This is a genomic window from Paracoccus sp. C2R09 (assembly GCF_018860625.1).
Classification (GTDB): domain Bacteria; phylum Pseudomonadota; class Alphaproteobacteria; order Rhodobacterales; family Rhodobacteraceae; genus Paracoccus.
In genome coordinates this window covers 60964-86017 of the sequence record NZ_JAHKQB010000023.1, presented here as the reverse complement: position 1 = coordinate 86017, position 25054 = coordinate 60964, and the positions used below count along the sequence as shown (strand labels likewise).

21 protein-coding genes are annotated in these 25054 nt (G+C 66.2%); 9 read left to right on the top strand and 12 right to left on the bottom strand.

The features are described from left to right. The first annotated feature begins 80 nt into the window (after nucleotides 1–80). The gene (locus KO490_RS08475) at nucleotides 81–1061 is read left to right on the top strand and encodes a LacI family DNA-binding transcriptional regulator (protein ID WP_216018980.1); all 981 of its coding nucleotides are present in this window, start codon (nucleotides 81–83) and stop codon (nucleotides 1059–1061) included. On the opposite strand, the gene KO490_RS08470 is transcribed toward KO490_RS08475, so the two are convergent. Beyond that, nucleotides 1062–2534, bottom strand: coding sequence for a PLP-dependent aminotransferase family protein (locus tag KO490_RS08470; protein WP_216018979.1), 1473 nt, complete (start codon nucleotides 2532–2534; stop codon nucleotides 1062–1064). A gap of 72 nt (nucleotides 2535–2606) precedes the next feature. Continuing rightward, nucleotides 2607–3986, bottom strand: a complete 1380-nt coding sequence (locus KO490_RS08465; RefSeq protein ID WP_303462199.1) for an aspartate aminotransferase family protein — start codon at nucleotides 3984–3986, stop codon at nucleotides 2607–2609. Between the two features lie 263 nt (nucleotides 3987–4249). Here KO490_RS08465 and KO490_RS08460 point away from each other — a divergent pair, with 263 nt between their 5' ends. From KO490_RS08460 to KO490_RS08450, 3 genes are all read left to right on the top strand, one after another. Then, entirely contained in the window at nucleotides 4250–5230 is a 981-nt protein-coding gene (locus KO490_RS08460; RefSeq protein ID WP_216018978.1) for an ABC transporter substrate-binding protein, read from the top strand. Between the two features lie 65 nt (nucleotides 5231–5295). Continuing rightward, nucleotides 5296–6096, top strand: coding sequence for an ABC transporter ATP-binding protein (locus KO490_RS08455; RefSeq protein WP_216018977.1), 801 nt, complete (start codon nucleotides 5296–5298; stop codon nucleotides 6094–6096). Nucleotide 6097: 1 nt separating this feature from the next. Beyond that, nucleotides 6098–7360, top strand: a complete 1263-nt coding sequence (locus KO490_RS08450; RefSeq protein WP_216018976.1) for an ABC transporter permease — start codon at nucleotides 6098–6100, stop codon at nucleotides 7358–7360. Between the two features lie 65 nt (nucleotides 7361–7425). Here the strand turns inward: KO490_RS08450 and KO490_RS08445 are convergent, their stop codons facing one another. From KO490_RS08445 to KO490_RS08400, 10 genes are all read right to left on the bottom strand, one after another. Beyond that, nucleotides 7426–8157 (bottom strand): sulfite exporter TauE/SafE family protein, encoded by a 732-nt coding sequence (locus KO490_RS08445; RefSeq protein WP_216018975.1) that lies wholly within the window; start codon nucleotides 8155–8157, stop codon nucleotides 7426–7428. Then, nucleotides 8157–9647 (bottom strand): aldehyde dehydrogenase family protein, encoded by a 1491-nt coding sequence (locus tag KO490_RS08440; protein ID WP_216018974.1) that lies wholly within the window; start codon nucleotides 9645–9647, stop codon nucleotides 8157–8159. The genes KO490_RS08445 and KO490_RS08440 overlap by 1 nt, the downstream gene beginning before the upstream one ends. A gap of 101 nt (nucleotides 9648–9748) precedes the next feature. Continuing rightward, complete coding sequence (locus KO490_RS08435) at nucleotides 9749–12184, bottom strand: FAD-dependent oxidoreductase (RefSeq protein ID WP_216018973.1); 2436 nt, start codon at nucleotides 12182–12184, stop codon at nucleotides 9749–9751. Between the two features lie 149 nt (nucleotides 12185–12333). After that, nucleotides 12334–13305: a LysR family transcriptional regulator gene (locus tag KO490_RS08430; protein WP_216018972.1), complete on the bottom strand. Its 972-nt coding sequence runs from the start codon at nucleotides 13303–13305 to the stop codon at nucleotides 12334–12336. A 69-nt stretch (nucleotides 13306–13374) separates the two neighbouring features. Beyond that, nucleotides 13375–14043: a DUF2848 domain-containing protein gene (locus KO490_RS08425; RefSeq protein WP_216018971.1), complete on the bottom strand. Its 669-nt coding sequence runs from the start codon at nucleotides 14041–14043 to the stop codon at nucleotides 13375–13377. A gap of 14 nt (nucleotides 14044–14057) precedes the next feature. Continuing rightward, nucleotides 14058–15341, bottom strand: a complete 1284-nt coding sequence (locus KO490_RS08420; protein ID WP_216018970.1) for a TRAP transporter large permease — start codon at nucleotides 15339–15341, stop codon at nucleotides 14058–14060. Continuing rightward, nucleotides 15338–15883: a TRAP transporter small permease subunit gene (locus KO490_RS08415; protein WP_216018969.1), complete on the bottom strand. Its 546-nt coding sequence runs from the start codon at nucleotides 15881–15883 to the stop codon at nucleotides 15338–15340. The genes KO490_RS08420 and KO490_RS08415 overlap by 4 nt, the downstream gene beginning before the upstream one ends. A gap of 15 nt (nucleotides 15884–15898) precedes the next feature. Continuing rightward, complete coding sequence (locus tag KO490_RS08410; protein ID WP_216018968.1) at nucleotides 15899–16933, bottom strand: TRAP transporter substrate-binding protein; 1035 nt, start codon at nucleotides 16931–16933, stop codon at nucleotides 15899–15901. A gap of 20 nt (nucleotides 16934–16953) precedes the next feature. Next, a complete protein-coding gene (locus tag KO490_RS08405) occupies nucleotides 16954–17769 on the bottom strand; it encodes a putative hydro-lyase (protein WP_216018967.1) in 816 nt (271 codons plus the stop codon). A 93-nt stretch (nucleotides 17770–17862) separates the two neighbouring features. After that, nucleotides 17863–18741, bottom strand: coding sequence for a LysR family transcriptional regulator (locus tag KO490_RS08400; protein ID WP_216018966.1), 879 nt, complete (start codon nucleotides 18739–18741; stop codon nucleotides 17863–17865). Between the two features lie 145 nt (nucleotides 18742–18886). Between KO490_RS08400 and KO490_RS08395 the strand changes: the two genes are divergently transcribed. From KO490_RS08395 to KO490_RS08375, 5 genes are all read left to right on the top strand, one after another. Next, nucleotides 18887–19471 (top strand): ANTAR domain-containing response regulator, encoded by a 585-nt coding sequence (locus KO490_RS08395; RefSeq protein ID WP_216018965.1) that lies wholly within the window; start codon nucleotides 18887–18889, stop codon nucleotides 19469–19471. Further along, the gene (locus KO490_RS08390) at nucleotides 19468–20640 is read left to right on the top strand and encodes an ABC transporter substrate-binding protein (protein WP_216018964.1); all 1173 of its coding nucleotides are present in this window, start codon (nucleotides 19468–19470) and stop codon (nucleotides 20638–20640) included. The genes KO490_RS08395 and KO490_RS08390 overlap by 4 nt, the downstream gene beginning before the upstream one ends. Nucleotides 20641–20917: 277 nt before the next feature. Continuing rightward, on the top strand, nucleotides 20918–22273 hold the full coding sequence (locus KO490_RS08385) for a CmpA/NrtA family ABC transporter substrate-binding protein (RefSeq protein ID WP_216018963.1): 1356 nt from the start codon (nucleotides 20918–20920) through the stop codon (nucleotides 22271–22273). An 11-nt stretch (nucleotides 22274–22284) separates the two neighbouring features. Beyond that, on the top strand, nucleotides 22285–23355 hold the full coding sequence (locus KO490_RS08380; protein WP_216018962.1) for an ABC transporter permease: 1071 nt from the start codon (nucleotides 22285–22287) through the stop codon (nucleotides 23353–23355). A gap of 10 nt (nucleotides 23356–23365) precedes the next feature. Then, nucleotides 23366–25051: an ABC transporter ATP-binding protein gene (locus tag KO490_RS08375; protein ID WP_216018961.1), complete on the top strand. Its 1686-nt coding sequence runs from the start codon at nucleotides 23366–23368 to the stop codon at nucleotides 25049–25051. The last annotated feature ends 3 nt before the right edge of the window (nucleotides 25052–25054 follow it).

The window sequence follows — 25054 nt, the reverse complement described above, 5'->3', positions numbered from 1 at the left end:
ATATCCCTGCGCTGCAGGAAACAGAAGAATGGCAGGTGGGCGTGATCGAATCTCGGGCGGAGCAGGTCAAAAAAACGGCGATGCGCAAGCGGGTCAACCTGCGCGATGTGGCAGCGGATGCAGGCGTATCCGTGGCGACGGTTTCGCGGGTGATGAATTCACCGGCAAGCGTGGCGCCGGCGACGCGCGAACGGGTCGAGGGCGCGATGCGGCGGCTGCAATGGGTGCCAAGTGCGGCGGCGCGTGCGATCAATTCCGGGCGGACGCGATTCGTGGGCGCGCTGGTCCCCACGTTGGACAGCGACATCTTCGCACGCGTGCTGGCGAACCTGGAACAGGGACTGACCGCGCAGCGGCTGTCGCTGGTCGTCGCCACGACGGATGACGACCCCAAGATCGAGGTCGCCAAGGCCCGCGCGCTGGTCGATATCGGTGCCGAGGGGCTGATCGTGTCCGGCATGACCCGCAGCCCGGACTTCCACGACCTGATCGACCGGGCGCGTCTGCCGACCATCGCGATTTCCTGCCACGACCCCGAATATTCGATGCCGACCATCGGATATGACAATCACGGAGCCGCCCTGGCGGCACTGGGGCATCTTACCGAACTGGGACATCGCCGCATCGCCGTGCTGCACGGACCGGTCCGAAACGACCGGACCCGTCTGCGCGTGGCCGCGCTGCAGGGTCAGGGCGATCTGAGCTTTCACGAGACCGCGCTGTCCACCAAAGGCGGCTGCGAGGGGGTGCGGGCCGTCCTGGCGGGATACCGGCCAAGCGCGATCCTTTGTCTTTCGGATGTCATCGCGGCGGGCGCGATGGCCGAGGTGCAGCGTCAGGGGCTGCGCGTGCCCGCGGACATGTCGGTCATGGGGCTGGACGACCTGCCCGGTTCGGCGCATCTCTATCCGGCGTTGTCGACGATCCATCTGCCGGTATCGCGAATGGGCCGCGGGGTGGCCGATGCGCTGGCCGGCTGGGTCGAGAGGGACGAGAAGCCCCATCCGCATCTGCTGGATTTCGAACTGATCGCCCGCGCCTCGACCGGGCCCTGCCCGTGATCAGGCGCGGGGCGCCTGCCGGATCGCCTCGGCGACCAGGGCCATGCCGTCGCGGATCAGGCTGGCGTTGATCGACGAATAGGCGATGCGGTAATGCGCCTTGTCCGGCGCACGGCGTGCGAAGAAGGCGTTGCCGGGTTCGATCAGGACGCTGTTCCGGCGCAGGTCCAGCGCCAGCTGGGTCGTATCGACCCCCGGCGGGGCCTTCATCCAGAAGGACGACCCGCCATGCATGTCGCGCCCCGCGGGCGTCAGGCCGAATTCGCGGATGCAGCCCTCCATGATCGCGCGGCGCTTGCCATAGACGCGGGCCATTCGCGCAAGCTGGCTGTCGTAATGGCCGAGCGACAGGAAGTAGGCCGTCGTCCGCTGAATGTGGCTGGGCGGGTGGCGCAGGACCACCGTGCGCAGCTTGCGCATCTCGTGGATCAGGGGGCGGGCGCCGACGACGTAACCCAGCCGCAGCCCCGGAAAGATCGATTTCGAAAACGATCCCAGATAGATGACCGACCCCGCCCGGTCCAGCGACTTGAGCGCGGGGGCAGGCGCGCTGAGGAACGACATTTCGAATTCGTAATCGTCCTCGACGATCAGGAAATCGTCCTGCAAGGCGCGATCCAGCATTTCCAGCCGTCGGTCCAGCGGCATCGTCACGTTGGTCGGGGCGTGATGGCTGGGGGTGGTGAAGACCACGTCCGCATCGGGCGGGATCAGGTCGGGGGGCAGCCCGTCATCATCCACGTCCACCGATGTCGCGACATATCGCATCTGGTCGAAGATCTTGCGCAGCCCGGGAAAGCAGGGGTTTTCCACGATGGCCTTCTGACCCTCGGACAGCAGAAGCTGCGCGATCATCCACAACGCGTTCTGGCCGCCCATGGTGATCAGGATCTCGTCCGGATGGGCGCGGATGCCACGGCGGGGCAGGATGTGGCGCAGGATGAATTCGACCAGCATCGGATCGTCGTTCTGATAGTGATCCTGCGCAAGGCTGTCGAAATCGCGCCGCCCCACGGCGCGCAGCGCGCAGTTCCGCCAGTTGCCGTGATCGAAGAGGTCGGGGTCCGACTGACCATAGATGAAGGGGAACTTGTAATCGTTCCAGTTGGGCGGGCGCAGGATATCCTCGCGCAGCTGGGTGGGGCGGGCCAGCTTGCGGTCCCAGTCCACGCCGCCGCGATCCGCGATCGTCGGATCCGCAAAGACCGGACGCGTGGGCGCGGTATCGGCGACGAAATAGCCGGACCTGTCGCGCGAGACGAGGTATTCGTTCGCCACCAGCTCGGTATAGCCCAGGGTGACCGTGATCCGCGAAACGCCAAGGTGATCGGCCAGCCTGCGGGACGAGGGCATCTTCTCGCCCGGGGCGCAGCGGCCCGACACGATGGCTTCGGCCACGATCTGCTGGATCTGCTGTTGCAGTGTCGCGTCGCTCTTGGCCGGCAACAGGAAGATTTCAGGAGGTATCGCCAAATGCGTGCCCGTTCCGGGTAAGGTTCGGGCCGCAGGATATGCGGCCCGAACCCCTTGCGCAATGCGCTGCGATCAGCCGAAGACGCGGGTCAGCGCGACGTCGATGGCCGCGGTGATCGCATCGATATCGTCCGCGGTGGCGATCAGCGCCGGCGCCAGGCACAGCGTGTTGTTGAAGCCGGGGATCGCGCGCGCGGTTGCACCGATGATCACGCCCTGCGCCATGCATTCCGCGATGACGGCCTGGACCTTGGCTTCGGGGGCGGGTTCCTTGGTTTCGCGATCCGCGACCAGTTCGGCTCCGCAGAACAGGCCCAGGCCGCGCACGTCGCCGATCGCCGCGTGGCGTTCCTGCAATTCGCGCAGGTTGCCCATCAGCCGCTCGCCCATGGCCAGCGTGTTCTCCAGCAGGCCCTCTTCCTCGATGATGCGCATGTTCTCCAGCGCGGCGGCCGGCCCGGCGGTGCAGCCGCCATAGGTCGAGATGTCGCGGAAGAAGCTCATGGGATCGCTTGCGTCGTCCTTGAACATGTCGAAGACGGCTTCGGTCGTCACCAGGCAGGCGATCGCGGCATAGCCCGAAGCGACGCCCTTGGCCATGGTCACAAGGTCGGGCTGGATGCCGTAATGCTGGTATCCGAACCATTTGCCGGTGCGTCCGATGCCGCAGACGACTTCGTCCAGATGCAGCAGGATGTCGTATTTGCGGCAGATCTCCTGCACGCGCGGCCAATACCCCTCGGGCGGGGTGATGACGCCGCCACCCGCCGTCACGGTCTCGAGGCACAGCGCACCGACCGTGTCGGGGCCCTCGCGCAGGATCACCTCCTCGATGGCGTCGGCGGCACGCAGGCCGTAATCCTCGACATCCCACTGGGCGCGGTATTCCAGGCAGTGCGGCACCTCGACGAAGCCGGGGGTATAGGGGCCGTAATGGGCGTTCCGCTCGAACTGGCCGCCCGCCGAGATCGTCGAGATGGTCGAGCCGTGATAGTCGCGCTCGCGGTAGAGGATCTTGTGCTTCTTGCCGCCATAGCGCTTCTGCGCGATCTGGCGGACCATCTTGAACGCCTTCTCATTCGCCTCGGACCCCGAATTGACATAGTAAACGCGGCTCATGCCCGGCATCCGTTCGATCAGCTTCTTGGCGAACAGCGCACCGGGGACCGATCCGTTATTCTGCGCGAAGAAGTTCATCTTCGTGACCTGATCGGCGATGGCCTGCCCGATATCGGCGCGCCCATAACCCACATTCACCGTCCAGACCCCGCCCGACACGCCGTCCAGATGCTCGCGCCCATTGGCATCCCAGACGCGCATGCCCTTGCCTTCGACCATGATGCGCGGGTCCACCTTCTCGTGGATCTTGTGCTGGGTCAGGTGGTGCCAGACATGGGCACGGTCGGCGCTGACGGTGTCCTGGAAATCGTTGACGGGGGCGACTTGGTTCACGGGATGTCTCCATCGGGGCAAGAGGGGGGACGCATGGCGGCGGATATCTTCGCGGCCCTGCGGCTGGACCCAAACTGTGCCCAAACTTGCGGCGCTTGTAGGGCCAGAAGATCACCACAGATAAGTCCAGCCGCACGGGCCGGTTGAGAAGCGCGCGGCGATCTTCATTGATCGGGTCATGGGATGCCCGACGATGGCATCCCCGCGACAACAGGGAAAAGAACGCGGCGAATGCCGCCAAGCATCCACCAAGGAGACTGCAGATGAAGAAATTCGCCGCATTGATGTTCGCAAGCGTCATGGCCATGGCAGCCCAGGGCGCCGCCGCGCAGGAACTGACCGTCGGGTATTTCCTCGAATGGCCCATGCCGTTCCTGGCTGCCAAGGCCGATGGCGCCTATGACGAGGCCCTGGGCATGCCCGTGAAATGGGTCAGCTTCGAGACCGGCACCGCGATGTCCGCGGCAATGGCTTCGGGCGACGTGCAGATCTCGATCTCTCAGGGGATCCCGCCCTTCGTGGTGGCCGCATCGGCAGGGCAGGCGCTTCAGGTGCTGGACGTGGCCGTCAGCTATTCCGAGAACGACAACTGCGTCGTCGCGACCGAGCTGGAGATCGACAAGGACAGCGCGGACGAACTGGCGGGCAAGAAGGTCGCCGTGCCGATGGGCACCGCCGCCCATTACGGGTTCCTGCGCCAGATGGATCATTTCGGCGTGGACGTGGCATCGCTGACTGTCGTGGACATGGCGCCCACCGACGGCGCGGCTGCCCTTGCGCAGGGCGAGGTCGATTTCGCCTGCGGTTACGGTGGCGGCCTTGCCCGCATGAAGGAACACGGCAACGTCCTGCTGACCGGCGCCGAGAAGGAGGACCTGGGCATTCTGGTCTTCGACGTCACCTCGGCCCCCGCCGATTTCGTGGTCGAGAACGAGGCCCTCGTCAGCGATTTCTTGGCCGTGACCGCCGCCGTCAACGCCGAATGGAACGAGAACCACGACCCCGAGATGCTGGCCAAGATCGCTTCGGAATCGGGGATGTCGCCCGAGGAAGCCGAAGCATCGATCTCGACCTTCACCTTCCCCTCGATCGAGGAGCAGCTTGCCCCGAAATGGCTGGGCGGCAATGCCCAGAACTTCATGAAGGGCGTGGCCGACGTCTTCGTCGAGGCCGGCAGCATCTCCAGCGCGCTGGACAGCTACGAGGCGACGGTGAACACCGCGCCGCTGGCCGCCGCGCAGTGATCCCGTCCGGGGCGGGCCGCGTGCCTGCCCCGACCCACCCTTCTCAGCTTTCGGGAACACTGCCCATGGCTTTTCTCAGCATAGACAACCTGTCCATGCGCTTCGACCTGCCCAAGGGCGGGCATGTCCAGGCGCTGCAGGACGTATCCCTGAACATCGGCAAGGGCGAACTGATATCGGTTCTGGGGCCTTCCGGTTGCGGGAAATCGACCCTTCTCAACATTCTTGCGGGGTTTCTGGCGCAGACCTCGGGCGAGGTGACGCTGGAGGGCAGCCCCGTTCGGGGGCCGGGCCCCGAACGGGGCATGGTCTTCCAGAAGGGCGCATTGTTCGAATGGATGAACGTGCGCCAGAATGTCGAATTCGGCCCCCGCATGAAGGGCATGGGCGAGACGGATCGCAACACCATCGTCGAGAACCTTCTGGACACGGTCGGCCTGAGCGCGTTCAAGACCAAGGCCGTCTACGAATTGTCGGGCGGGATGCAGCAGCGCGTGGCACTTGCCCGCTGCCTTGCCAACGACCCCGACGTCATCCTGATGGACGAACCCCTGGGCGCGCTGGACGCGCTGACGCGCGAGAAGATGCAGGGCCTTGTCCTGAAACTGTGGAAGGAGACGGGCAAGACCATCATCCTGATCACCCATTCCGTCGACGAGGCGCTGCTTCTGGGCGAACGGCTGCTGGTGATGGCCCCGCGACCCGGTCGCATCCACAAGGAATATCGCCTTCCCTTCGCGGATCGTGCCGTCGGCGCCGATCTGCGTTCGGTCAAGGAAGACCCGGCCTTCGGGGCCACCAAGAACGAGATCCTGGGAATGATCTGGGAAATGGAAGAGGAAATCATGGGCGGGGCAGAGAACTGACATGACCGGTCTCATCATTCTTGCCGTCTACTGCGCGCTGTTCTTCGGGGCGTTCATGGCGATCAGGCTGGTGCGCAGGTCGATGGCCAAGGTCACCGACTTCACCTCGCTCAAGACCGTCACCTTCGGCGACGAGAGCGCGGTGCGGCCCGATCGTTGGGCCTCGATCATCTCGGTCGTGGTGGTGTTCCTGGTCTGGGGCGCGTTCACCGGATCGAAGCTTGTGCCCGTCCACGTGCCGGGGCCCTATACCGGCACCACGTCCTTCACCTACACCGCGACGGCGCCGGACGGTCGGACCTCGGATGCCACCGTGTCGGTGCTGGTCCACGAGATGGGCGCCGAGGCCGAGGATCCCGAACCCGCCCCGGCGACGGGCTTTGCCACCAGCGACAGCGCGACGGTCGCTGCGTGGCGTTCGGTCCTGATCAGCGCGCAGCGCAACGATGGCGACGATGTCCGCATCACCGCGATCGAGGGTCAGCCCATCGAACCGGGCGGCGAAGTCTCGGTCCCCCATGGCAATGTGACGATGACGGCCAAGGGGTCGCTCAACTTCTCGCCCGACAAGGGGCTGCAGATGGAACCGATCTGGATGCCCTCGCCCGAGGCGGTCGTGGCGCGCCTGGTCGAGATTTCGCGCGACGGATACCAGAACGTGGCGCTTCTGGAACATGTGGGTTGGTCGCTGTGGCGCGTCATCGCGGGCTTCGTGATCGGGTCGCTGGTGGGTATTCCGCTTGGCTACGCGATGGGGCTGTCGGGCTGGGCGCGCGGCTGGTTCGATCCGATCGTCGAATTCATGCGCCCCGTGCCGCCGCTTGCGCTGATCCCGCTGGTCATCATCTGGTTCGGCATCGGCGAGAACGGCAAGATCGTGCTTCTGTTCCTTGCGGCACTGTGGGTGATGATCATCTCGGCCCGGGCGGGTGTGTCGGGGGTGAACATCACCAAGGTGCATGCGGCCTACAGCCTCGGGGCGTCGAAATGGCAGGTGCTGCGGCATGTGATCGTGCCGAACTCCCTCCCCGAGATCTTCACCGGGGCGCGGGTCGCCATGGGCGTCTGCTGGGGCACGGTCGTCGCCGCCGAACTGGTCGCGGCCGAGAAGGGCGCCGGCAAGATGATCGTCGCGGCGTCCAAGTTCCAGGCGACCGACATCGTGATCATGGGGATCGTGCTGATCGGCCTGATCGGCTTCGGCATCGACATCCTGATGCGCAAGGCCGAGGACTGGCTGGTCCCCTGGAAGGGCAAATCCTGAGGACAGACGCCCTGAGGAAACGCGAACGCCGCCCCGATCGGGGCGGCGTTCTTCGTTGCAAGGCATCAGATCAGGCCCGCGACGCCCTTGACCCCTGTCAGCACCGCCGAGATGAACAGGACGCCCAGTGCCGCGACGCGGTAATGCCCATCCCCAAGGCGCTGGAACAGCCGCGTTCCCGCCCAGTTTCCGATCAGCATCGAGGGATAGGCGATCACCGATGCCATCAGCATGTCCCATCGCAGCACGTCGGACCCCAGGGCCAGCGACCCAAGTGCGATGATCGCGGTGAAGGCAAAGAACAGCAGCAGGGATGCACGGCTTGCGGCCTTGCCCGCACCGCGGCCCAGGAAATAGGCGACGGCGGGCGGTCCCGGCATCGCGGCCAGCCCCCCCAGCAGACCCGCGACCGCGCCCGCCGTGATGGCCGGCCCCTTGCCGTCGCGGATCGTGACCTTGGCCATCAGGGCGGCCAGTCCCATCAACACCACGACCGCGATCGCCAGCCTCATCGCGTCGGCCGGCAGGCGCGTCGCGAAATATGCCCCGACGGGCGTGAAGATCAACGCCCCCGAACACAGCAGCGTCAGTGCCTTGCGATCGACGCTGCGCCGGTTCTGCACGATATCGGTGGGGGCGGCGGCGATCTGCAGCATCTGCGCCATGATGACCGCCTGCAGCGGCGGCACGCTGAGACTGTAGAGCGGAACGGCAGCAAGGGCGAAACCGAACCCGGTCACGCCCCGCAGAAAGCCCGCCGCCAAGGTGGCAGCGGACAGCACGATGATGTCTTCCATCAGTCGAAATTCATGACGATGGTCTTGGACCGCGTGAAATGCTCCAGCATGGCCTCGAGAGAAGCCTCCTTGCCCAGGCCCGAACGCCCGAAGCCCCCATAGCTGACATTGGGCTGGATCGTCAGGTTCTGGTTCACCTGGACATAGCCTGCGTTCAGCCGCGAGGTGCTGTCCAGCGCGACATGCAGGCTGCGCGTCCAGACCGATGCGGCCAGTCCGTAATGCGTGCTGTTGGCCAGCTCGATGACCTGGTCGTAATCGCTCCAACGCTGAACGACGGCGACGGGGCCGAAGATCTCCTCCATGACGCAGGGATGATCGTCGGGCAGGCCCGACAGGATCGTCGGCTGGACGAACAGATCGGGGGACAGCGCCGCATCCTTCGGCAGCTGGCCATAACGGGTGACGGTTGCGCCCTCGGTCGCCTCGGCCCGGGCGACATATCCGTTGATCGTGGCGATCTGGCGGGCATTGATGATGGTGCCCACATCGGTCGCCTCGTCCAGCGGGTCGCCGATGACCAGCTTGTCCAGCTGGGCGCCCAGGCGTTCCATGAACGCGTCCATCAGGCTGTCATGGACATAGATGCGGCTGGCGGCCGTGCAGCTCTGGCCCTGGCGGGTGAAGCGCATCCCCGAGATGGCGCCCGCGACGGCCTTGTCCAGATCCGCATCCTCGCAGACGATCATCGGGGATTTGCCGCCCAGTTCCAGCGACACCGGGATGATGCGCGATGCGCCGACCTTGTAGATCGCCTCGCCCACGGCTTCCGAGCCGGTAAAGGTGATCTTGGCGATGTCGGGATGGCCGGTCAGGGCGTTGCCGCAGACGGCGCCGGTGCCGTTCACGACGTTCAGCACGCCCGCGGGCAGATGCGCCATCATGATCTCGGCCATGAGGAAGGTGGCGAAGGGCGCCTCCTCCGAGGATTTCAGCACGACCGAATTGCCCGCGACCAGCGCCGGGCCGATCTTGAGCGCAAAGAGGACCAGCGGCACGTTCCAGGGCACGATGGCCGCAACCACACCAAGCGGTTCGCGGGTGGTCATGGTCAGCATGCGCGGGTTGTAGGGGACGGTCTGGCCCTTCAGCTCGGACCCCAGCCCGCCATAGAACTCGATGATGTCGGCGGCGACCGCGACCTCGCCCCGGCATTCGGTGCGGATGGCTTTGCCGGTTTCGCGCGCAAGGACCTGCGCGATCAGTTCGGCGTTCTCGGCCACGGCGCGGGCGGCGGCGGCGACGCGCTTGCCGCGTTCGCGGGCGGGCACCTGCGCCCAGGCGATCTGGGCGGTCTTGGCGGATGCGACGGCGGCGGCGGTTTCATCCGCGTCGCTGGCGGCGGCCTGACCCAGGACCAGGCCGGTCGCGGGGGCGGTCACGTCCAGCGCCGCGTTGGCGGGGACGCGCTTGGCGTCGATCAGGTTGACCTGACGATAGGCGGCGAACACCTCGTCGGGGGCGGTGTCGATCATGTTCTGCTTGGTCATGGAAGGGTCCTCGGCCACGGAATTTCGGCATGTTCCGGTATAATGGCGTGCAGCCCCCCGGCGTTAGGGCCAGAGGGCTGCATTCGTAGGTCCAGTTCGGCTCAGCCGCGCATCTTCGCGAAGCCCGGATCATAGGGGCTGGCCGGGATCACCGTCGCGGGGACCGCCGTGCCGATGATATCGACCGACAGCTGCGTGCCTTCGGCGGAAACGCCCGGTTCGACAAAGGCATAGGCAAGGTTCAGCCCCGTCCGATGCCCCAGGTCGCCCGAGGTGACGGTGCCCACGATGCGTCCGTCCTGGCGCAGGGATGCGCCCGGGTGCGCGGGGGCGTCCCGCGTATCGACCCGCAGGGTGACCAGCCTGCGCGACGGTCCGGCGGCATGGCGCTTCAGCAGGGCCTCGCGACCGATGAAATCGGGCTTGTCCAGCTTGACGAAGCGGTCGAGACCGGTCTCGAACGGGTCGAACTCGGTCAGGATGTCGGCCTTCCAGTGCAAGAAGCCCTTTTCCATGCGCATCGAATCCACCGCCCGGGCGCCGAACAGCCGCATCCCGTGGGACTCGCCCGCCTTGCGCAACGCGATATAGGCGGCGTGCAAGCTCTCGTTCGGGACGTGGATTTCATAGGCGAGTTCGCCCGAGAAGCTCACGCCCAGCACGGTCGCGGGGGCGATGCCGATATGCGTTTCGCGGACGGACAGCCAGGGGAAGGCCTCTTTCAACCAGTCGCCGCGCGCGGCCCCCTGCAGGACGTCGCGCGCCTTGGGACCGGCGATCACCAGGATCGTCTGCTGGTTGGTCAGCGACCGGATCGCGACATCCTCGTCCGCGCGGATATGGGATGCCAGCCAATCCATGTCGTGATATTCCGACGCCGCCGCCGATCCATACCAGACCCGGTCCGGTCCGCGATCCGAGGCCGGGATGTTCGCGACTGTCGCCTCGCCCTTCAGCATCCCATGGTCGTTCAGCAGATAGCCGAGACCGACGCGGCCGGGCTTCTTCGCGACCCGTCCGCAGAACATCCGGTCGAGGAAGGCGTGGACATCGCGGCCGGTCAGTTCGAACCGGTTGAAGCCCGACACCTCGGTGATGCCGACGCCCGTGGCGACCGCATCCACCTCGGCGGCGACGATGTCCTGCACCTCGTTGAAGCGGAAGCCCAGGGTCTCGTGGAAGTCGGGCGAGGGCTTGATGTAATCCACGCGTTCCCAGCCGTTGACGGTGCCGAATTCCGCGCCCTCGGCTGCCAGCACGGCGGTCAGGGGGGTGGTTTTCATCGGGCGACCGGCGGGGCGGTGTTCATGCGGAAAGTGGAAGCGGAATTCGTTCTGGTAATCCTCGATCGCCTTCAAGGCGGTCAGTTCGACCGTGGCATGTCCGGTAAAGCGGCGCGGGTCGATGACCCATGTGTCGTATTGCGCCTCGCCATGGACGATCTGCTGCGCCAGCAACCAGCCGTGGCCGCCACCTTCGCCCAGACCCGCACGCAGACCGATGATGCAGAAGGCATTGCGCTTGCCGGGGATCGGGCCGACCAGCGGCGCGCCGTCGATGGTATAGGTGATCGGACCGTTCACGACGCTGCGGATGCCTGTTTCCATCAGGGCGGGCATGCGGGCGAATGCGCCTTCCAGCACGTCGGTCACACGGTCCAGATCGTCGGGGCACAGGTCATTGGTGAATTTGGGGTCGATCCCGTCCATGCCCCATGTGCGGCAATCCTGTTCATAGAAGCCCAGCAGCAGACCGCCCTTTTCCTGACGGCAGTAGTAATCGCTGATCGGGCAACGCAGCAGCGGCATGCGGTGGCCGGCCTCGGCGATGGCGGGGATATCCTCGGTCAGGAAATACTGATGCTCCATCGAGGCGACGGGGTGGCTGACGCCCATCATCGCGCCGATTTCGTTGCAACGATAGCCACCGGCATTGACCACGATCTCGGTCTTCACGTCGCCCTTGGTGGTATGGACGGTCCATGTGTGGTCGGGATGCTGGGTCAGGCCGGTCACGGGGGTGTGGCGGTTCACCTCGGCACCGGCCAGACGGGCGCGACGGGCCAGCGCCTGACATAGCTGCGCGGGGTCGATATGCCCGTCGGTCGGATCCCAAAGGCCGCCCAGCAGGTTGTCGGTGGAAATCAGCGGATGACGGCGGGCGCATTCGGCGGCGTCCAGCACCTCGAATTCGACGCCCATCCCGGCCGCCATCGAGGTGAAGTGGCGATAGCCGTCCATTTGCGCTTCGGTATTGGCCAGGCGGATGCCGCCATCGCCATAGTTATAGCCAACAGGATATTCGGGATCGTCGCGCAGTTCCTTGTACAGATTGATTGAATGCGTTTTCAGCCCGACCATGGTCTGGGTCATGCCGAAATTCGTGACCTGCGCCGCGGAATGCCAGGTCGTGCCGGATGTCAACTCGTCCCGTTCGATCAGCATGACGTCGGTCCACCCCTCCTGCGTCAGATGATAAAGCGCCGAGCATCCCGCGATGCCGCCCCCGATGATCACGACCCGTGCCTGGTCCCGCATGTTGTCTTACCCCGTGGAATGAAGTGACTGTTCTGCGGCCATGCCAGAACCAGGGCGCCCGTCCGGTCAATCGGGATGCCGACAGTTCCCGGTTTTCCGGAACTGTGTTTGCAGCGCCCACGATTGCGGGGGCCTTCGTGGCGCGGCTTTCAGCTTGGGTCGGTCACGACGGTGAAACTTTCGGCAAGCCATGAATGGCCCGCCAGCGCCGGTTCGATGGCCACGGGGGGCAGGGTGGTCCGAACCAGTTGCGCGATGGCGCCTGCCGCCGCGCGATCGAAATCCGCCCTTGCCAGCAATGATATCCGCCGCGTGAAGCCCGCGACCGGCAGGGGGCGCAGGCGAACCTGCGATGCGAATCTTTCGGCGCGGACATAGCCGAGGGGCGTGATCATGGACCAGCCCTGGCCCTTGGCGACGACCGCCATGATGGATTGCACGGTGTCGAAATTGTAGCGCTCGGTCAGCGAGATGCGGTTGCGCGCCAGATGCGCTTCGACCAGCCGTCCGATCTGGTGGGACGGGTTGAAGCGCAGGAAGGGCAGGGCATGCGCCCCGCGCAGCAGGTCCTCGGGCGATACGGGCAGGTTCGCGGGGTGCACGATCACGAAGGGATCGCGCAGCAGGGGCAGCACCTGAAGGTCGCCGATGTTGCGATCTGGGTCGGATGCGATGGCGATGTCCAGATCGCCCCGGCGCAGCAGGTCGGGCGCCTGATGGCTGAGGACATTGCTGAAGGACAGCTTGGCGCGCGGCATCCGACCGGCAAGGATGCCCGCAAGCTCGGGGCCGAGATTGCTTTCGAAATCCTCGACCAGGCCGACATTCAGCGACCGCGCGCCCAGCAGGCCCGCGACGGCGGTCTCGCTGGTGGCGCGGCGCAGGTGTTGCAGCCCCAGGGACAGGTGGTGCAGTGTCTCGCGCCCCTCTCGCGTCAGGGCAAAGGGCCGGGTGGTCCGGTCCAGAAGGGTCGCCCCCAGTTCCTCCTCCAGCCGGGCGACGTGATGCGACACCGACGAGATCGAGATCCCGAGCTGGGCCGCAGCCTCTTGCATCGAGCCATGGCGGGCGACGGTCTCGAACGCTTCGAGGACCTGGAGCGACAGCTTGGGAAGTGGCATCGGCGTCCTCGCGAAGTTCCGGAATGCCCGGAACTGTCGGCATGGACGCCGATGCTGTCAATGGCCTGTTCAGGCGATGTCGGGCAGGGTGGTCGTGGCGTATTCATGGGTGATGCTGCGCCCCGTCGCGGGGTCGGTCATGCGCATCCGGAAACGACCCGCGGGACGCACGCCGCCGATCGCGCCGAAGGTGCCGCACATCATCGCGACGGGGCCGTCCTTGGCCAGGTCGTCGAACCCCGCGCCGTCGATCAGATCGGCCAGCGGCCGGATCGAGGCCGCCGTGCCCTTCTGGTATTCGACCCAGTCGCCGTTCTCGTGGATCCAGCTTTCCAGCACCAGATCTTCGAGCCGGTCGGCGATCCCGTCCCAATCCCACAGTTCGGCCGCGCAGGGCTTGGCGCAGACCTGCTTCGACATGGCGACCGAATGCGCCTCGAGCGCGCGATCCGTATGGTCGGACCCCAGCCCCAGCCAGCGACGGGTGCCGTCCTGCACGATCATCGGCTCGACCTCGCCCGAGGATGCCGGGCCAACGGCCTGGATCCGATCCGAGGTGGTCAGAAGCGATGCCGACACGCGATAGAAGAGCGGCGTGGCCGAGGGCGGCTTGACCCCCAGTTCGGCCAGCTCGTCGATATGGTGCTGGATGGCGTCCTGATTGCGGCTGGTCCAGCCCGCGATGATGAGGTTCGCGGGCGTCAGGTCCAGCGGGCGGCCATCGACGGTGAATTGCATGAAATCGGTCCTTGTCAAAGAATGGAGGGCAGCCAGAGCGCCAGCCCCGGCAGGGCGATCAGCGCGGCGATCATGCAGATCATGACCAGCACATAGGGGATCGCGCCCATGATGACCTGATTGATCGAGCCGCTCTTGCGGGCGCCCTGCACGACGAACAGGTTCAGGCCGACGGGCGGGGTGATCAGCGCCATCTCGATCAAGACGATCATCAGGATGCCGAACCAGACCTTGTCGTAACCCAGGCCCGCCATGATCGGCACGACGATGGGGATGGTCGCGACCATCAGCGACAGCGTCTCGATGAAGAAGCCCAGCACCAGATACAGCGCGATCACCAGCAGCAACGTGCCGAAGGGCGACAGGCCGGATCCTTCGATCATCTCGGTCAGCTGCCGTCCCAGCCCCGCCGAGGTCATGGCGAAGTTCAGGAAGGACGCACCAGCGACGACCAGCATGATCATCGCGGAAATGCGGATCGTGCCGTGCAGGGCATCGCTCAGCGCGCGCGGGCCCAGCCCGTCGCCCAGGAAGATCGCGATCAGCCCGGCCATGACGACGCCGATCGCGGCGCTTTCGGTGGGGGTGGCCCAACCCGCATAGATCGAGCCGATGACCACCGCGAACAGCAGGATGATCGGCACAAGCTGGATCAGGCTGCCCGCGCGTTCGCCCCAGGTGAAGCTGCGCGACGGACCGCCCAGATGCGGACGCGCAAGGCAGATCGCGGCGGTGACCGCGATGAAGGCCAGCGCCATCAGCAGCCCCGGGATCAGCCCCGCCGAGAACAGGCGCGGGATCGAGGTTTCCGTCAGGAAGCCGTAGACGATGAGGTTGATCGAGGGCGGGATCAGGATGCCGAGCGTGCCGCCCGCCGCGATCGCGCCGGAAAACAGGCGCGGGTCGTAGTTCAGACGCTCGGCCTGCGGCATGGCGACAGTTGCCACGGTCGCGGCGGTCGCCACCGACGATCCCGACGTGGCCGAGAACATCGTCGCGGTCGCGATATTGGCATGGACCAGCCCGCCCGGCAGCCAGGACAGCCATTTGTCCAGCGCCGCATAGGTGCGTTCGGCCACCCCGCCGCGCACCAGGATCTCGCCCAGCAGCACGAACAGCGGAATGGCGATCAGGGTCGAGGAATTCGATGCCGACCAGATCACCTGACCCAGCCCGCGCAGCAGCGGAAATGCCGAATAGAACTCGCCCACGCCGATGCCCAGGATGAACAGGACGATGCCCACCGGGATCGACAGGGCCATCAGGCCCAGAAGGGAAATCGCGACGGTCCAGATCATTCCTGCAGCTCCGATCCCATGCCGATGGCGGCGTCGAAATCGGATCGACGGCCCTTGGCCAGATGCACGATGCCGATCAGCGACAGCAGCGTCGCCGACAGCGCGAACCACAGCCAGCCGGAAAACCAGATGCCCTGCGGGATCCACAGGGGCGTCTCCAGCGGGGTGTTGGCCCGCGATCCGCGTTCTAGGGTCTTCTGCAGGACCGGCCAGCAATACCACGCGATCAACAGCACGACGCCATTGGTGACGATCATGGCAAAGAGGTCCATCACCGCCTGCGAGGGCTGCGCCAGCTTCTGGCGCAGCACGTCGATGCGGACATGCGCGCGGTCCAGCAGCGCGCAGGCCAGGCCCCAGCTTGCGACAGCCGCCATGACATAGCCCGACACCTCGTCCGAGCCGCCAAGCGATCCCCAGCCGAATTTGCGCAGGATCACATCTGTCAGGATGAAGGCGACGGTCAGCAGCAGCGCAACCCCGAGGAGCAGCGCGACGATACGGTTGGCGCGCCGAAGCGCGCCGTGCAAGGTGTCTGTCATGATGGTGGTCCCGGCTTACTGGATGGTCACGCCGACGGCCTGACCGACCGTCTCGTTCCAGCGGGCCGCCCAATCGCCGCCCGCGCGTTCCGCCCAGTCGGGCAGGACTTCGGTGGTCAGGATCTCGCGCGCGGTCTCGACATCGGCCTCGCTCGGTTCGACCAGCGTCATCGAGGCGGCATCGCCCGACGCGCATTCGCCGGTGCCCGTCAGGCAGGCGATGTCGTTCTCCAGTCCGCCCTCGGCTGCGGCCCATGCGGGGGCCTCCAGCCCTTCGGCCACGGCGGATTTCAGCGTGGTCTGCTGATCTTCGGTGAAGCCGTCGAAGCGGTCGGCATTCATCGCGATCACGACCGCGTCCCAGCCGCCAAGCGGAATGGTCATCAGCGTGTCGGACACTTCCCACCAGCCCGCGGAATAGCCCGAGCCCGCGCCGGTCACCGCGCAGTCGATCACGCCGCGCTCCAGCGATCCCGGCACCTCGGAAAAGGCGATGTTGATGCCCTCGGCCCCGAGCGCCTCGAGGAACTTCGTGGTCATGCGGCCCGATCCGCGCACCTTCTTGCCCTCCAGATCGGCCAACGAGGCGACGTCGCCCTTGCAGAAGACGACCTGCGGCGGATAGGGCGCGATGCCCAGCACCTCGGCGCCGAAGCGGTCGCGCATGATGTCGTCGACCATCGGGCGGGCGGCCTCGACCATGGCCTGCGCCTCGGCCGGGGTGGTGGCGACCAGCGGCACGTCCAGACCTTCCAGTTCGGGCGCATCGCCCACGGTGTAATCGGCCACCGTCGCGCCCACGTCGAAGACGCCGTCGCCCAGCATCCGGTAGACGTCGGACCCGGCGATGCCCATCTGGTCGAAGCTGGTCAGCTGCGCGGTGAATTCGCCATCCGTCATCTCGGGCAGCTTCTCGGTCCAGAACGGGCTCTCGAAATCTTGGTACAGCGGCAGGTTCGACCAGCTGCCGACAACGGCAAGTTCCTCGGCTAGGGTCGGGGTCGCCATCAGGGCGGTGCTGGCCAGAAGGGCAAGCGTGGTGCGTTTCATGTCGTCTCTCCTGTTGGTTCTTATCGGTAGATGCCGGTCAGCCGCGTCTCCGCGCGGTCTGCCGGAATGTCGGTGACCAGCATGTGGCCGGGGGCGTGCGTGATCGCCATCGCGGGGCGCGCGCTGGCGATGGCGGCCTGCGGGGTGACGCCGCAGGCCCAGAAGACCGGGATGTCGCCGTCACGAATATCGGGCGCATCGCCGTAATCGGGCGCGTCGATATCGTCGATGCCGATCCGCGAGGGGTCGCCCAGGTGGATCGGCGCGCCATGCGCCAGGGGCATCCGGGCGCAGATCTGCACGGCCTCGATCGCGTCGGCGGCGGGCATGGCGCGCATGCTGACGACGACCGGCCCGCCAAAGCGTCCCGCAGGGCGCGTGGGCAGGTTCGTGCGATACATCGGCACATTGCGGCCCGCATCCTGGTGGCGGACGGGGATGCCCGCGCGGGTCAGCGCATCCTCGAAGCTGAAGGAGCATCCGAGCGCGAAGGACACCATGTCGTCCTGCCACAGAGCGGCGATGTCGGTCGGTTCCGCCACCAGTTCCCCGTCGTGCCAGACGCGATAGCGCGGAATGTCATGGCGCAGATCGATCCCGTCGCCAAGCGTCGGCAGCGCGGGATTGCCGGGCTCGCCCACCGCCAGAAGCGGGCAGGGGCGCGGGTTCGACTGGCAGAAGCGCAGGAAATCGGCGGCATCGCTGCTGCGCAGGATCACCAGATTGGCCTGCAGCGCATCGCCGCCATGCCCCGCCGTAGGGCCGTCGAATTCACCGCTGCGAATCCGTGCCCGCAGGATCGCGGGATCGTGCAGGGCGGGGGCGGCGGTGGACATGACGGATCTCCTGCAAAGCTCGGCTCAGGATTCAGCAGATCGTCATATCTAATCAATAGTTCATTTATGCCCATTACTGATCACCCTAGGGGATCATTCGGCGGCGGCCAGCGCGGCATTGGTGACCTCGCGCCCGATATCCTCGTTGCGCTCGGGCATGAAGCAGATCGCGAAATCCAGATCGGGCAGGCGGGCATCGGCGCGTGTCGGGATCTCCTCGATCCCGACATGGGGCCAGGCGCGCACGATGTCATGCGGGATCGTCCCGATGCCGAAGCCCTGACCCACCAGGTGCAGCACCGTCGCAAGCGAGGCCGAGCCGTGGACCGCGACCGCCCGCCTGCGACCGGGCGACAGCAGGTCCAGAACCCGCCGATGCGGCAGCGTCGATTTCGGAAAGGACACGATGGGGTTCGCAGCCAGATCGTCGATGCCCGCCGGGCGGGGCAGCGCGAAATGCGCAGGCGCCGCGAACCAGCCCAGGCTGACGGGGGGAAGGGCCGCCAGATGCGCGCCGCGCGGGGCCTGGTCGCGCAGCAGGATGGCGACGTCCAGCTGATCCTCGATCAGCATCTGCGCCATCTGTTCCGAGGTATCGACCGAAATCTCGAACCGCAGCAGGGGGTGGCGGGTGCGCAGATCGGTCAGCAGGCGTGGCAGGATCGTGTGGGTCATCGTCTCGGCCACGCCCAGGCGGACGACGCCGGCCATGTCGCCCTGGGTCAGTTCCTCCAGGATGCGATCGCGTTGGGCGATCAGGATCTCGGCCTCTTCCAGCAGGCGGCGGCCGGGGGCGGTCAGGCGCACGCCGCGCCCGTCGCGTTCGAAGATGGTGATGCGCATCCTGCTCTCGAGGTGCCTGACCCGACGAGAGATCGCGGATTGCGCAAGCCCCGTGGCATCGGATGCGGCCCGAAAGCCGCCGTGGCGCACGATGGCGCGGATGATGTCGATATCGCGAAAGCCGAACATGGATGACGGTTTGCCGCCTTCGGGGCCAAGGTCAAGCAGCTTCGCATCGCAGGTGCTGCACAAAAAACATGCAATCCCGCAGGCGCGACCCGTTCTGCCCGCATTAGCCCTTTGCCCCGCGCCGATCCTGCCCGATTGATGTCGCATGAGCGAGCCCCTCTCCATCGTCGTCGTCGAGGAAGACCGCGACCGCGCCATCGCGATCGTCGATGCCCTGCGTGATGCGGGCGATCACGACGTCCACGTGATCGGCCATGCGACCGGACTTGCACGCAAGATCGCGGCCTGCCAGCCCGACATCGTGCTGATCGACATCGACAACCCCACCCGCGACATGCTTGAGGAACTGACCCTTGCATCCGGCCCGCTGGACCGGCCCGTGGCGATGTTCGTGTCGGGGGCGGCGGGCGGCCTGGCCCGCGCGGCGGTCGAGGCGGGCGTCAGCGCCTATGTCGTGGACGGGCTGCTGCCCGAACGCCTGACCCCGGTGATGGACACGGCGATCGCGCGATTCCAGATGATGCGCCAGATGCGGTCCGAACTGGCCGAGACGCGGCGCGCGCTGGAGGAACGCAAGGTCATCGACCGGGCCAAGGGGCTCATCATGAAATCCCGCCGCATCGGCGAGGACGAGGCCTATGCCCTGCTGCGCCGCGCGGCGATGGATCAGGGTCGCAAGATCGTCGAGGTCGCGCAGGCATTGGTCACCGCGTCGGAGCTGCTGTCATGAAGATGCTGCGACTGCCCATCGCCTATATGCCGCTGGTCGATGCCGCCCCGCTGATCGTGGCGCAGGAAATGGGCTTTGCCGCGAACGAGGGGCTGGATCTGGACCTGATCGCCGCGCCCTCGTGGTCGTCGGTCCGCGACATGCTGGCCTTCGGGCGGGTGGACGCGGCGCATCTGCTGTCGCCGGTGCCCGTGGCCATGGCGCTTGGCATGGGGGGCGTATCGACCGCGCTGTCGGCGGTCATGGTGCTGTCGATGAACGGCGACGTGATCGGCGTCAGCCGCCGGTTGGAGGATCTGCTGCGTGCCGACGGCCATCCGTTCGATTTCCGCGACCCGATGGCGGCGGGGGCGGCATTGGCCCGCGTGGCACCGGACGGGCTGACGATCGGCGCCCCGTTCCCCTTCTCGATGCATGTCGAACTGCTGCATCGGTGGTTCGAGGCGACCCCGCTGGCCGGCATCCCCGTCACCATCCGCACCGTGCCGCCCCCCCTGATGGCCGAGGCCCTGGCGGATGGAGAGATCGACGCCTTCTGCGTGGGCGAACCCTGGGGCTCGGTCTCGGTCGAGGCGGGATACGGCGCGCTTCTGCTGCCCGGCCGCGCGATCTGGTCGTTCGCGCCGGAAAAGGTGCTGGCGGTGCGGACCGACTGGGCCGAGACGGAACCCCATCTGCTGGGACGGCTGATGCGCGCGGTCTGGCGGGCGTCGCGCTGGCTTGCGAACCCCGATGCCCGCACCGCCGCGTCCGAGATCCTGTCGCGGCCCGCCTGGCTGGACCTTCCCCCCGAGATGATCGACCGCGCGCTGGCAGGGCGGCTGGTCGTATCGTCGCGAGGAGAGGAGCGTCACGTCGATCGCTTCGTCGAGTTCCATGGCGGGGCGACCGGCTTTCCATGGCGCAGCCAGGCGAAATGGATCGGCCAGCGCCTTGCGCAGCGCACGGGGGGCGATGTGACCCAAGCCATGGCACGGGCGGGTCAGGTCTTCCGGCCCGACATCTATCGCAAGCAGCTTGTGGGAATCGGCGCCGATCTGCCCGGCGCGAACGAGAAGGTCGAGGGCGCGCTGCACCAGCCGATGCCTGTCCCCTCGGTCGAAGGGGACGTGATCCTGCAGCCTGATGCTTTTCTCGATGGTCATATTTTCGACCCTTACGACCCCTGACGCCCGATTTTCGGGCATTCCGGCCGCGGCGCGATGAAATATCCGATGCCCGCCCGCCCGCCGCTTGACCGTCCGCCGACCGCCGCCGATGCTGGATCCAACGAGGGCAATGGCGTCCTCGGGTCGGAATACCCAATCAGAATGCGGGACCCCCATCGCCGGGACCCATGAGCACAGCCGCTCGACCCCTTGCCGCAAGGCAGGGCAGGTCAGCGGCTTTTTTCGTTTTCCGCCCCCACGCCAGATGCCGGGGCACATGTGACAGGAGACATCTTCCATGAAGCGCCTTCTTGCCAGCCTAATCGCAAGCACCGCCCTTGCCGGCCCCGCCGCCGCGCAGGACCTCGAGATCGACGAACTGACCTTCGGCTTCATCAAGCTGACCGACATGGCCCCCCTGGCCGTCGCCTACGAGCGCGGCTTCTTCGAGGACGAGGGCCTGTTCGTCACGCTGGAGGCGCAGGCCAACTGGAAGGTCCTGCTGGACGGGGTGATCGACGGGACGCTGGACGGTGCGCACATGCTGGCCGGTCAGCCCCTGGCCGCCACGATCGGCTACGGCTCCGAGGCGCATATCGTCACGCCCTTCTCGATGGATCTGAACGGCAACGGCATCACCGTCTCGAACGACGTGTGGGAGGCGATGCGCCCGAACATCCCCTCGATGGATGACGGTCGGCCCGTCCACCCGATCAGCGCCGAGGCGCTGAAGCCCGTCGTTGAACAGTTCCGCGACGAGGGCGAGCGTTTCAACATGGGCATGGTCTTTCCCGTGTCCACGCACAATTACGAACTGCGCTACTGGCTGGCCGCGGGCGGTCTGAAGCCCGGCTATTACAGCCCTGACGACGTGTCGGGCCAGATCGGCGCGGATGTCTTCCTGTCGGTGACGCCCCCGCCGCAGATGCCGACCACCCTCGAGGCCGGGACGATCCACGGTTACTGCGTGGGCGAACCCTGGAACCAGGCCGCCGTGCAGCGCGGCATCGGCGTGGCCGTCGTCACCGATTACGAGATCTGGCCCGACAACCCCGAGAAGGTCTTCGGCCTGACCGCCGAATTCGTGGAACAGAACCCCGAGACCACCAAGGCGATCGTCCGTGCCCTGATCCGTGCCGCCATGTGGCTGGACGCCGACGACAATGCCAACCGCGAAGAGGCGGTCGAGATGCTCAGCTGGCCCGAATATGTGGGCGCCGATGCCGAGGTGATCGCCGCCTCCATGACCGGGACCTTCGAATACGAACCGGGCGATGTGCGCGAGGTGCCCGATTTCAACGTGTTCTTCCGCTACAACGCGACCTATCCCTTCTATTCTGACGCGGTCTGGTACCTGACCCAGATGCGCCGTTGGGGCCAGATCGCGGAACCGCAGACCGACGAATGGTATCACGACGTCGCGAAATCCGTGTACCGCCCCGACATCTATCTTGCAGCCGCCCAGAGCCTGGTGGACGAGGGGCTGGCAGATGCGGGCGATTTCCCCTTCGACAGCGACGGCTTCAAGGAACCGGTGGACACGCTGATCGACGGCATCCCCTATGACGGGCGCACGCCCAACGCCTATATCGACAGCTTCCCCATCGGCCTGACCGGCGATCAGAAGATCGCCGATGGCGAAATCACCGGCTGAGGGGCAGGATCATGACCACCATCGACCCGAATTTCACCGCCGCCCGCGAGGCACGCCGTGAACGCAACTTCACCCGCATCAACAAGGCGGATGCTTGGCTGAAGGTCGCGGGGCTGGGCTGGCTGACGCCGATGATGCGGATCGCGGCGGGCGACAATGCCCGCACGCAGGGCCGTGAATTGTGGCGGCTTCTGGGGGTGCCGCTTCTGGCCATCGCGCTGTTCCTGATGATGTGGTCGGTGCTTGCGCCCCGTGTGCAGACATCGCTCGGGGCGATCCCCGGCCCGGCGCAGGTCTGGGAACAGGTCGTCAACCTGAACGACGACGCGATCCGCACCCGCGAACGGGCTGCCGACTTCTATGCCCGGCAGGACGAACGCAATGCCGCCCGAATCGCCGAGGGCGAGGAGCCCCGCTTTCGCGAGTTCACCGGCGCGCCGACCTACTATCAGCAGATCTGGACCTCGATCGTGACGGTGTTCTTTGGCTTCCTGCTGGCGACGGCGGTTGCGGTTCCCCTGGGGATCGCGGCCGGCCTGTCGCCCACGGCCAATGCGGCGCTGAACCCGATCATCCAGATCTTCAAGCCGGTCTCTCCGCTGGCATGGCTGCCGATCGTGTCCATCGTGGTCTCGGCGCTCTATGTCAGCGATGACGGCTGGTTCGAGAAATCCTTCCTCGTCTCGGCGATCACGGTGACGCTGTGTTCGCTCTGGCCCACGCTGATCAACACGGCGCTTGGCGTGGCCAGCATCGACAAGGACCTGATCAACGTCTCGAAGGTGCTGAAGCTGGGCACCTGGACCAAGATCCGCAAGCTGGTCCTGCCATCCGCGCTGCCGCTGATCTTCACCGGCCTGCGGCTGTCGCTCGGGGTGGGCTGGATGGTCCTGATCGCGGCCGAGATGCTGGCCCAGAACCCGGGCCTGGGCAAGTTCGTCTGGGACGAGTTCCAGAACGGCAGCAGCCAGTCGCTGGCCAAGATCATGGTGGCGGTCTTCACCATCGGGATCATCGGCTTCCTGCTCGACCGCCTGATGTTCACGATCCAGTCGCTGTTCACCTTCACCAACAACCGCTGAGGGGCCGATCATGACCGTTCTCGAATTCAAGGGCGTCTCGAAGGGTTTCGGTGAGAATACCGTCCTGAAGGATGTCGACCTGCAGGTCCAGTCCGGCGAATTCCTGGTGATCCTGGGCTTCTCCGGCACGGGCAAGACGACGCTGATCAACCTGATGGCGGGGCTGGAACGCCCCACCCGCGGCCGTGTCACCTTCAAGGGGCAGGAGATCACCGAACCCGGTCCCGAACGCGGCGTGATCTTCCAGTCCTATTCGCTGATGCCCTGGCTGACGGTGAACGGGAACGTGGCGCTGGCGGTGGACACGATGTTCCCGAACCTGTCGCGCGCCGAACGTGCCGCCAAGGTCGACCACTATGTCCGCATGGTGGGGCTGGGCCACGCCGCGCATCGGCGTCCGGCGGAACTGTCGGGCGGGATGCGCCAGCGCGTGAACGTCGCCCGGGCCCTGGCGATGGACCCCGAGATGCTGCTGCTGGACGAGCCGCTGTCGGCGCTGGACGCGCTGACCCGCGCGAACCTTGCCGACGAGATCGAGCGCATCTGCGCCGCCGACCGCAAGACCTGCGTCCTGATCACGAACGACGTGGACGAGGCGATCCTGCTGGCCGACCGCATCGTGCCGCTGAACCCCGATGGCACGCTTGGCCGGGAATTTCGGGTTGAACTTCCCCGCCCCCGCGATCGGGGTGCGATGAACAGCGACGCGGCCTTCAAGAAGCTGCGCGCAGCCGTCACCGGATACCTGATGGATGCGGGCATCGAATCCCGGATCGAGGGCACGCGCGTGCTGCCCGACGTGACCCCGATCTTCGGCAAACCCTCGGCCGTGGTCGAGGCACAGGCCGGGATGGCCGAGCAGCGCTTCCTTGAGTTCTCGCAGCTGCACAAGATCTATCCCACGCCGAAAGGGCCTCTGACCGTGGTCGAGGATTTCGACCTCAAGATCGACCGAGGAGAGTTCATCTCGCTGATCGGGCATTCGGGCTGCGGGAAATCCACCGTGCTGACGATGGCCGCGGGCTTGAACGACATCAGCAAGGGCGCGATCACGCTGGACCGCCGCCACGTGCAGGGGGCCGATCCCGAACGGGCCGTCGTCTTCCAATCGCCGTCGCTGTTCCCCTGGCTGACGGCTAAGGAAAACGTCAGCGTCGGCGTGGACAAGGTCTATCCCCGCGCCAGCCAGTCCGAACGGCAGGATGTCGTGGAATACTATCTTGAACGGGTCGGACTGGCCGACGCGATGGACCGTCCCGCCTGCGAGATGTCGAACGGCATGCAGCAGCGCGTGGGCATCGCCCGCGCCTTCGCCCTGTCGCCCAAGCTGCTGCTGCTGGACGAGCCTTTCGGCATGCTGGACAGCCTGACCCGGTGGGAGTTGCAGGAGGTTCTGATGGAGGTCTGGTCCCGGACCAAGGTCACCGCGATCTGCGTGACCCATGACGTGGACGAGGCGATCCTGCTGGCCGACCGCGTCGTGATGATGACGAACGGCCCGCAGGCCACGATCGGCAAGATCACCAAGGTCGATCTGCCGCGCCCCCGCACCCGCAAGGCGCTGCTGGAGCATCCCGATTATTACGCCTACCGCCAGGAAGTTCTGGATTTCCTCCAGGAATACGAGCATGGCACGCGGCCCAACGATGCCAGGACCCGGGCCGCCAAGGCGCCCAAGGTCATCGCTGCGGAGTAATGG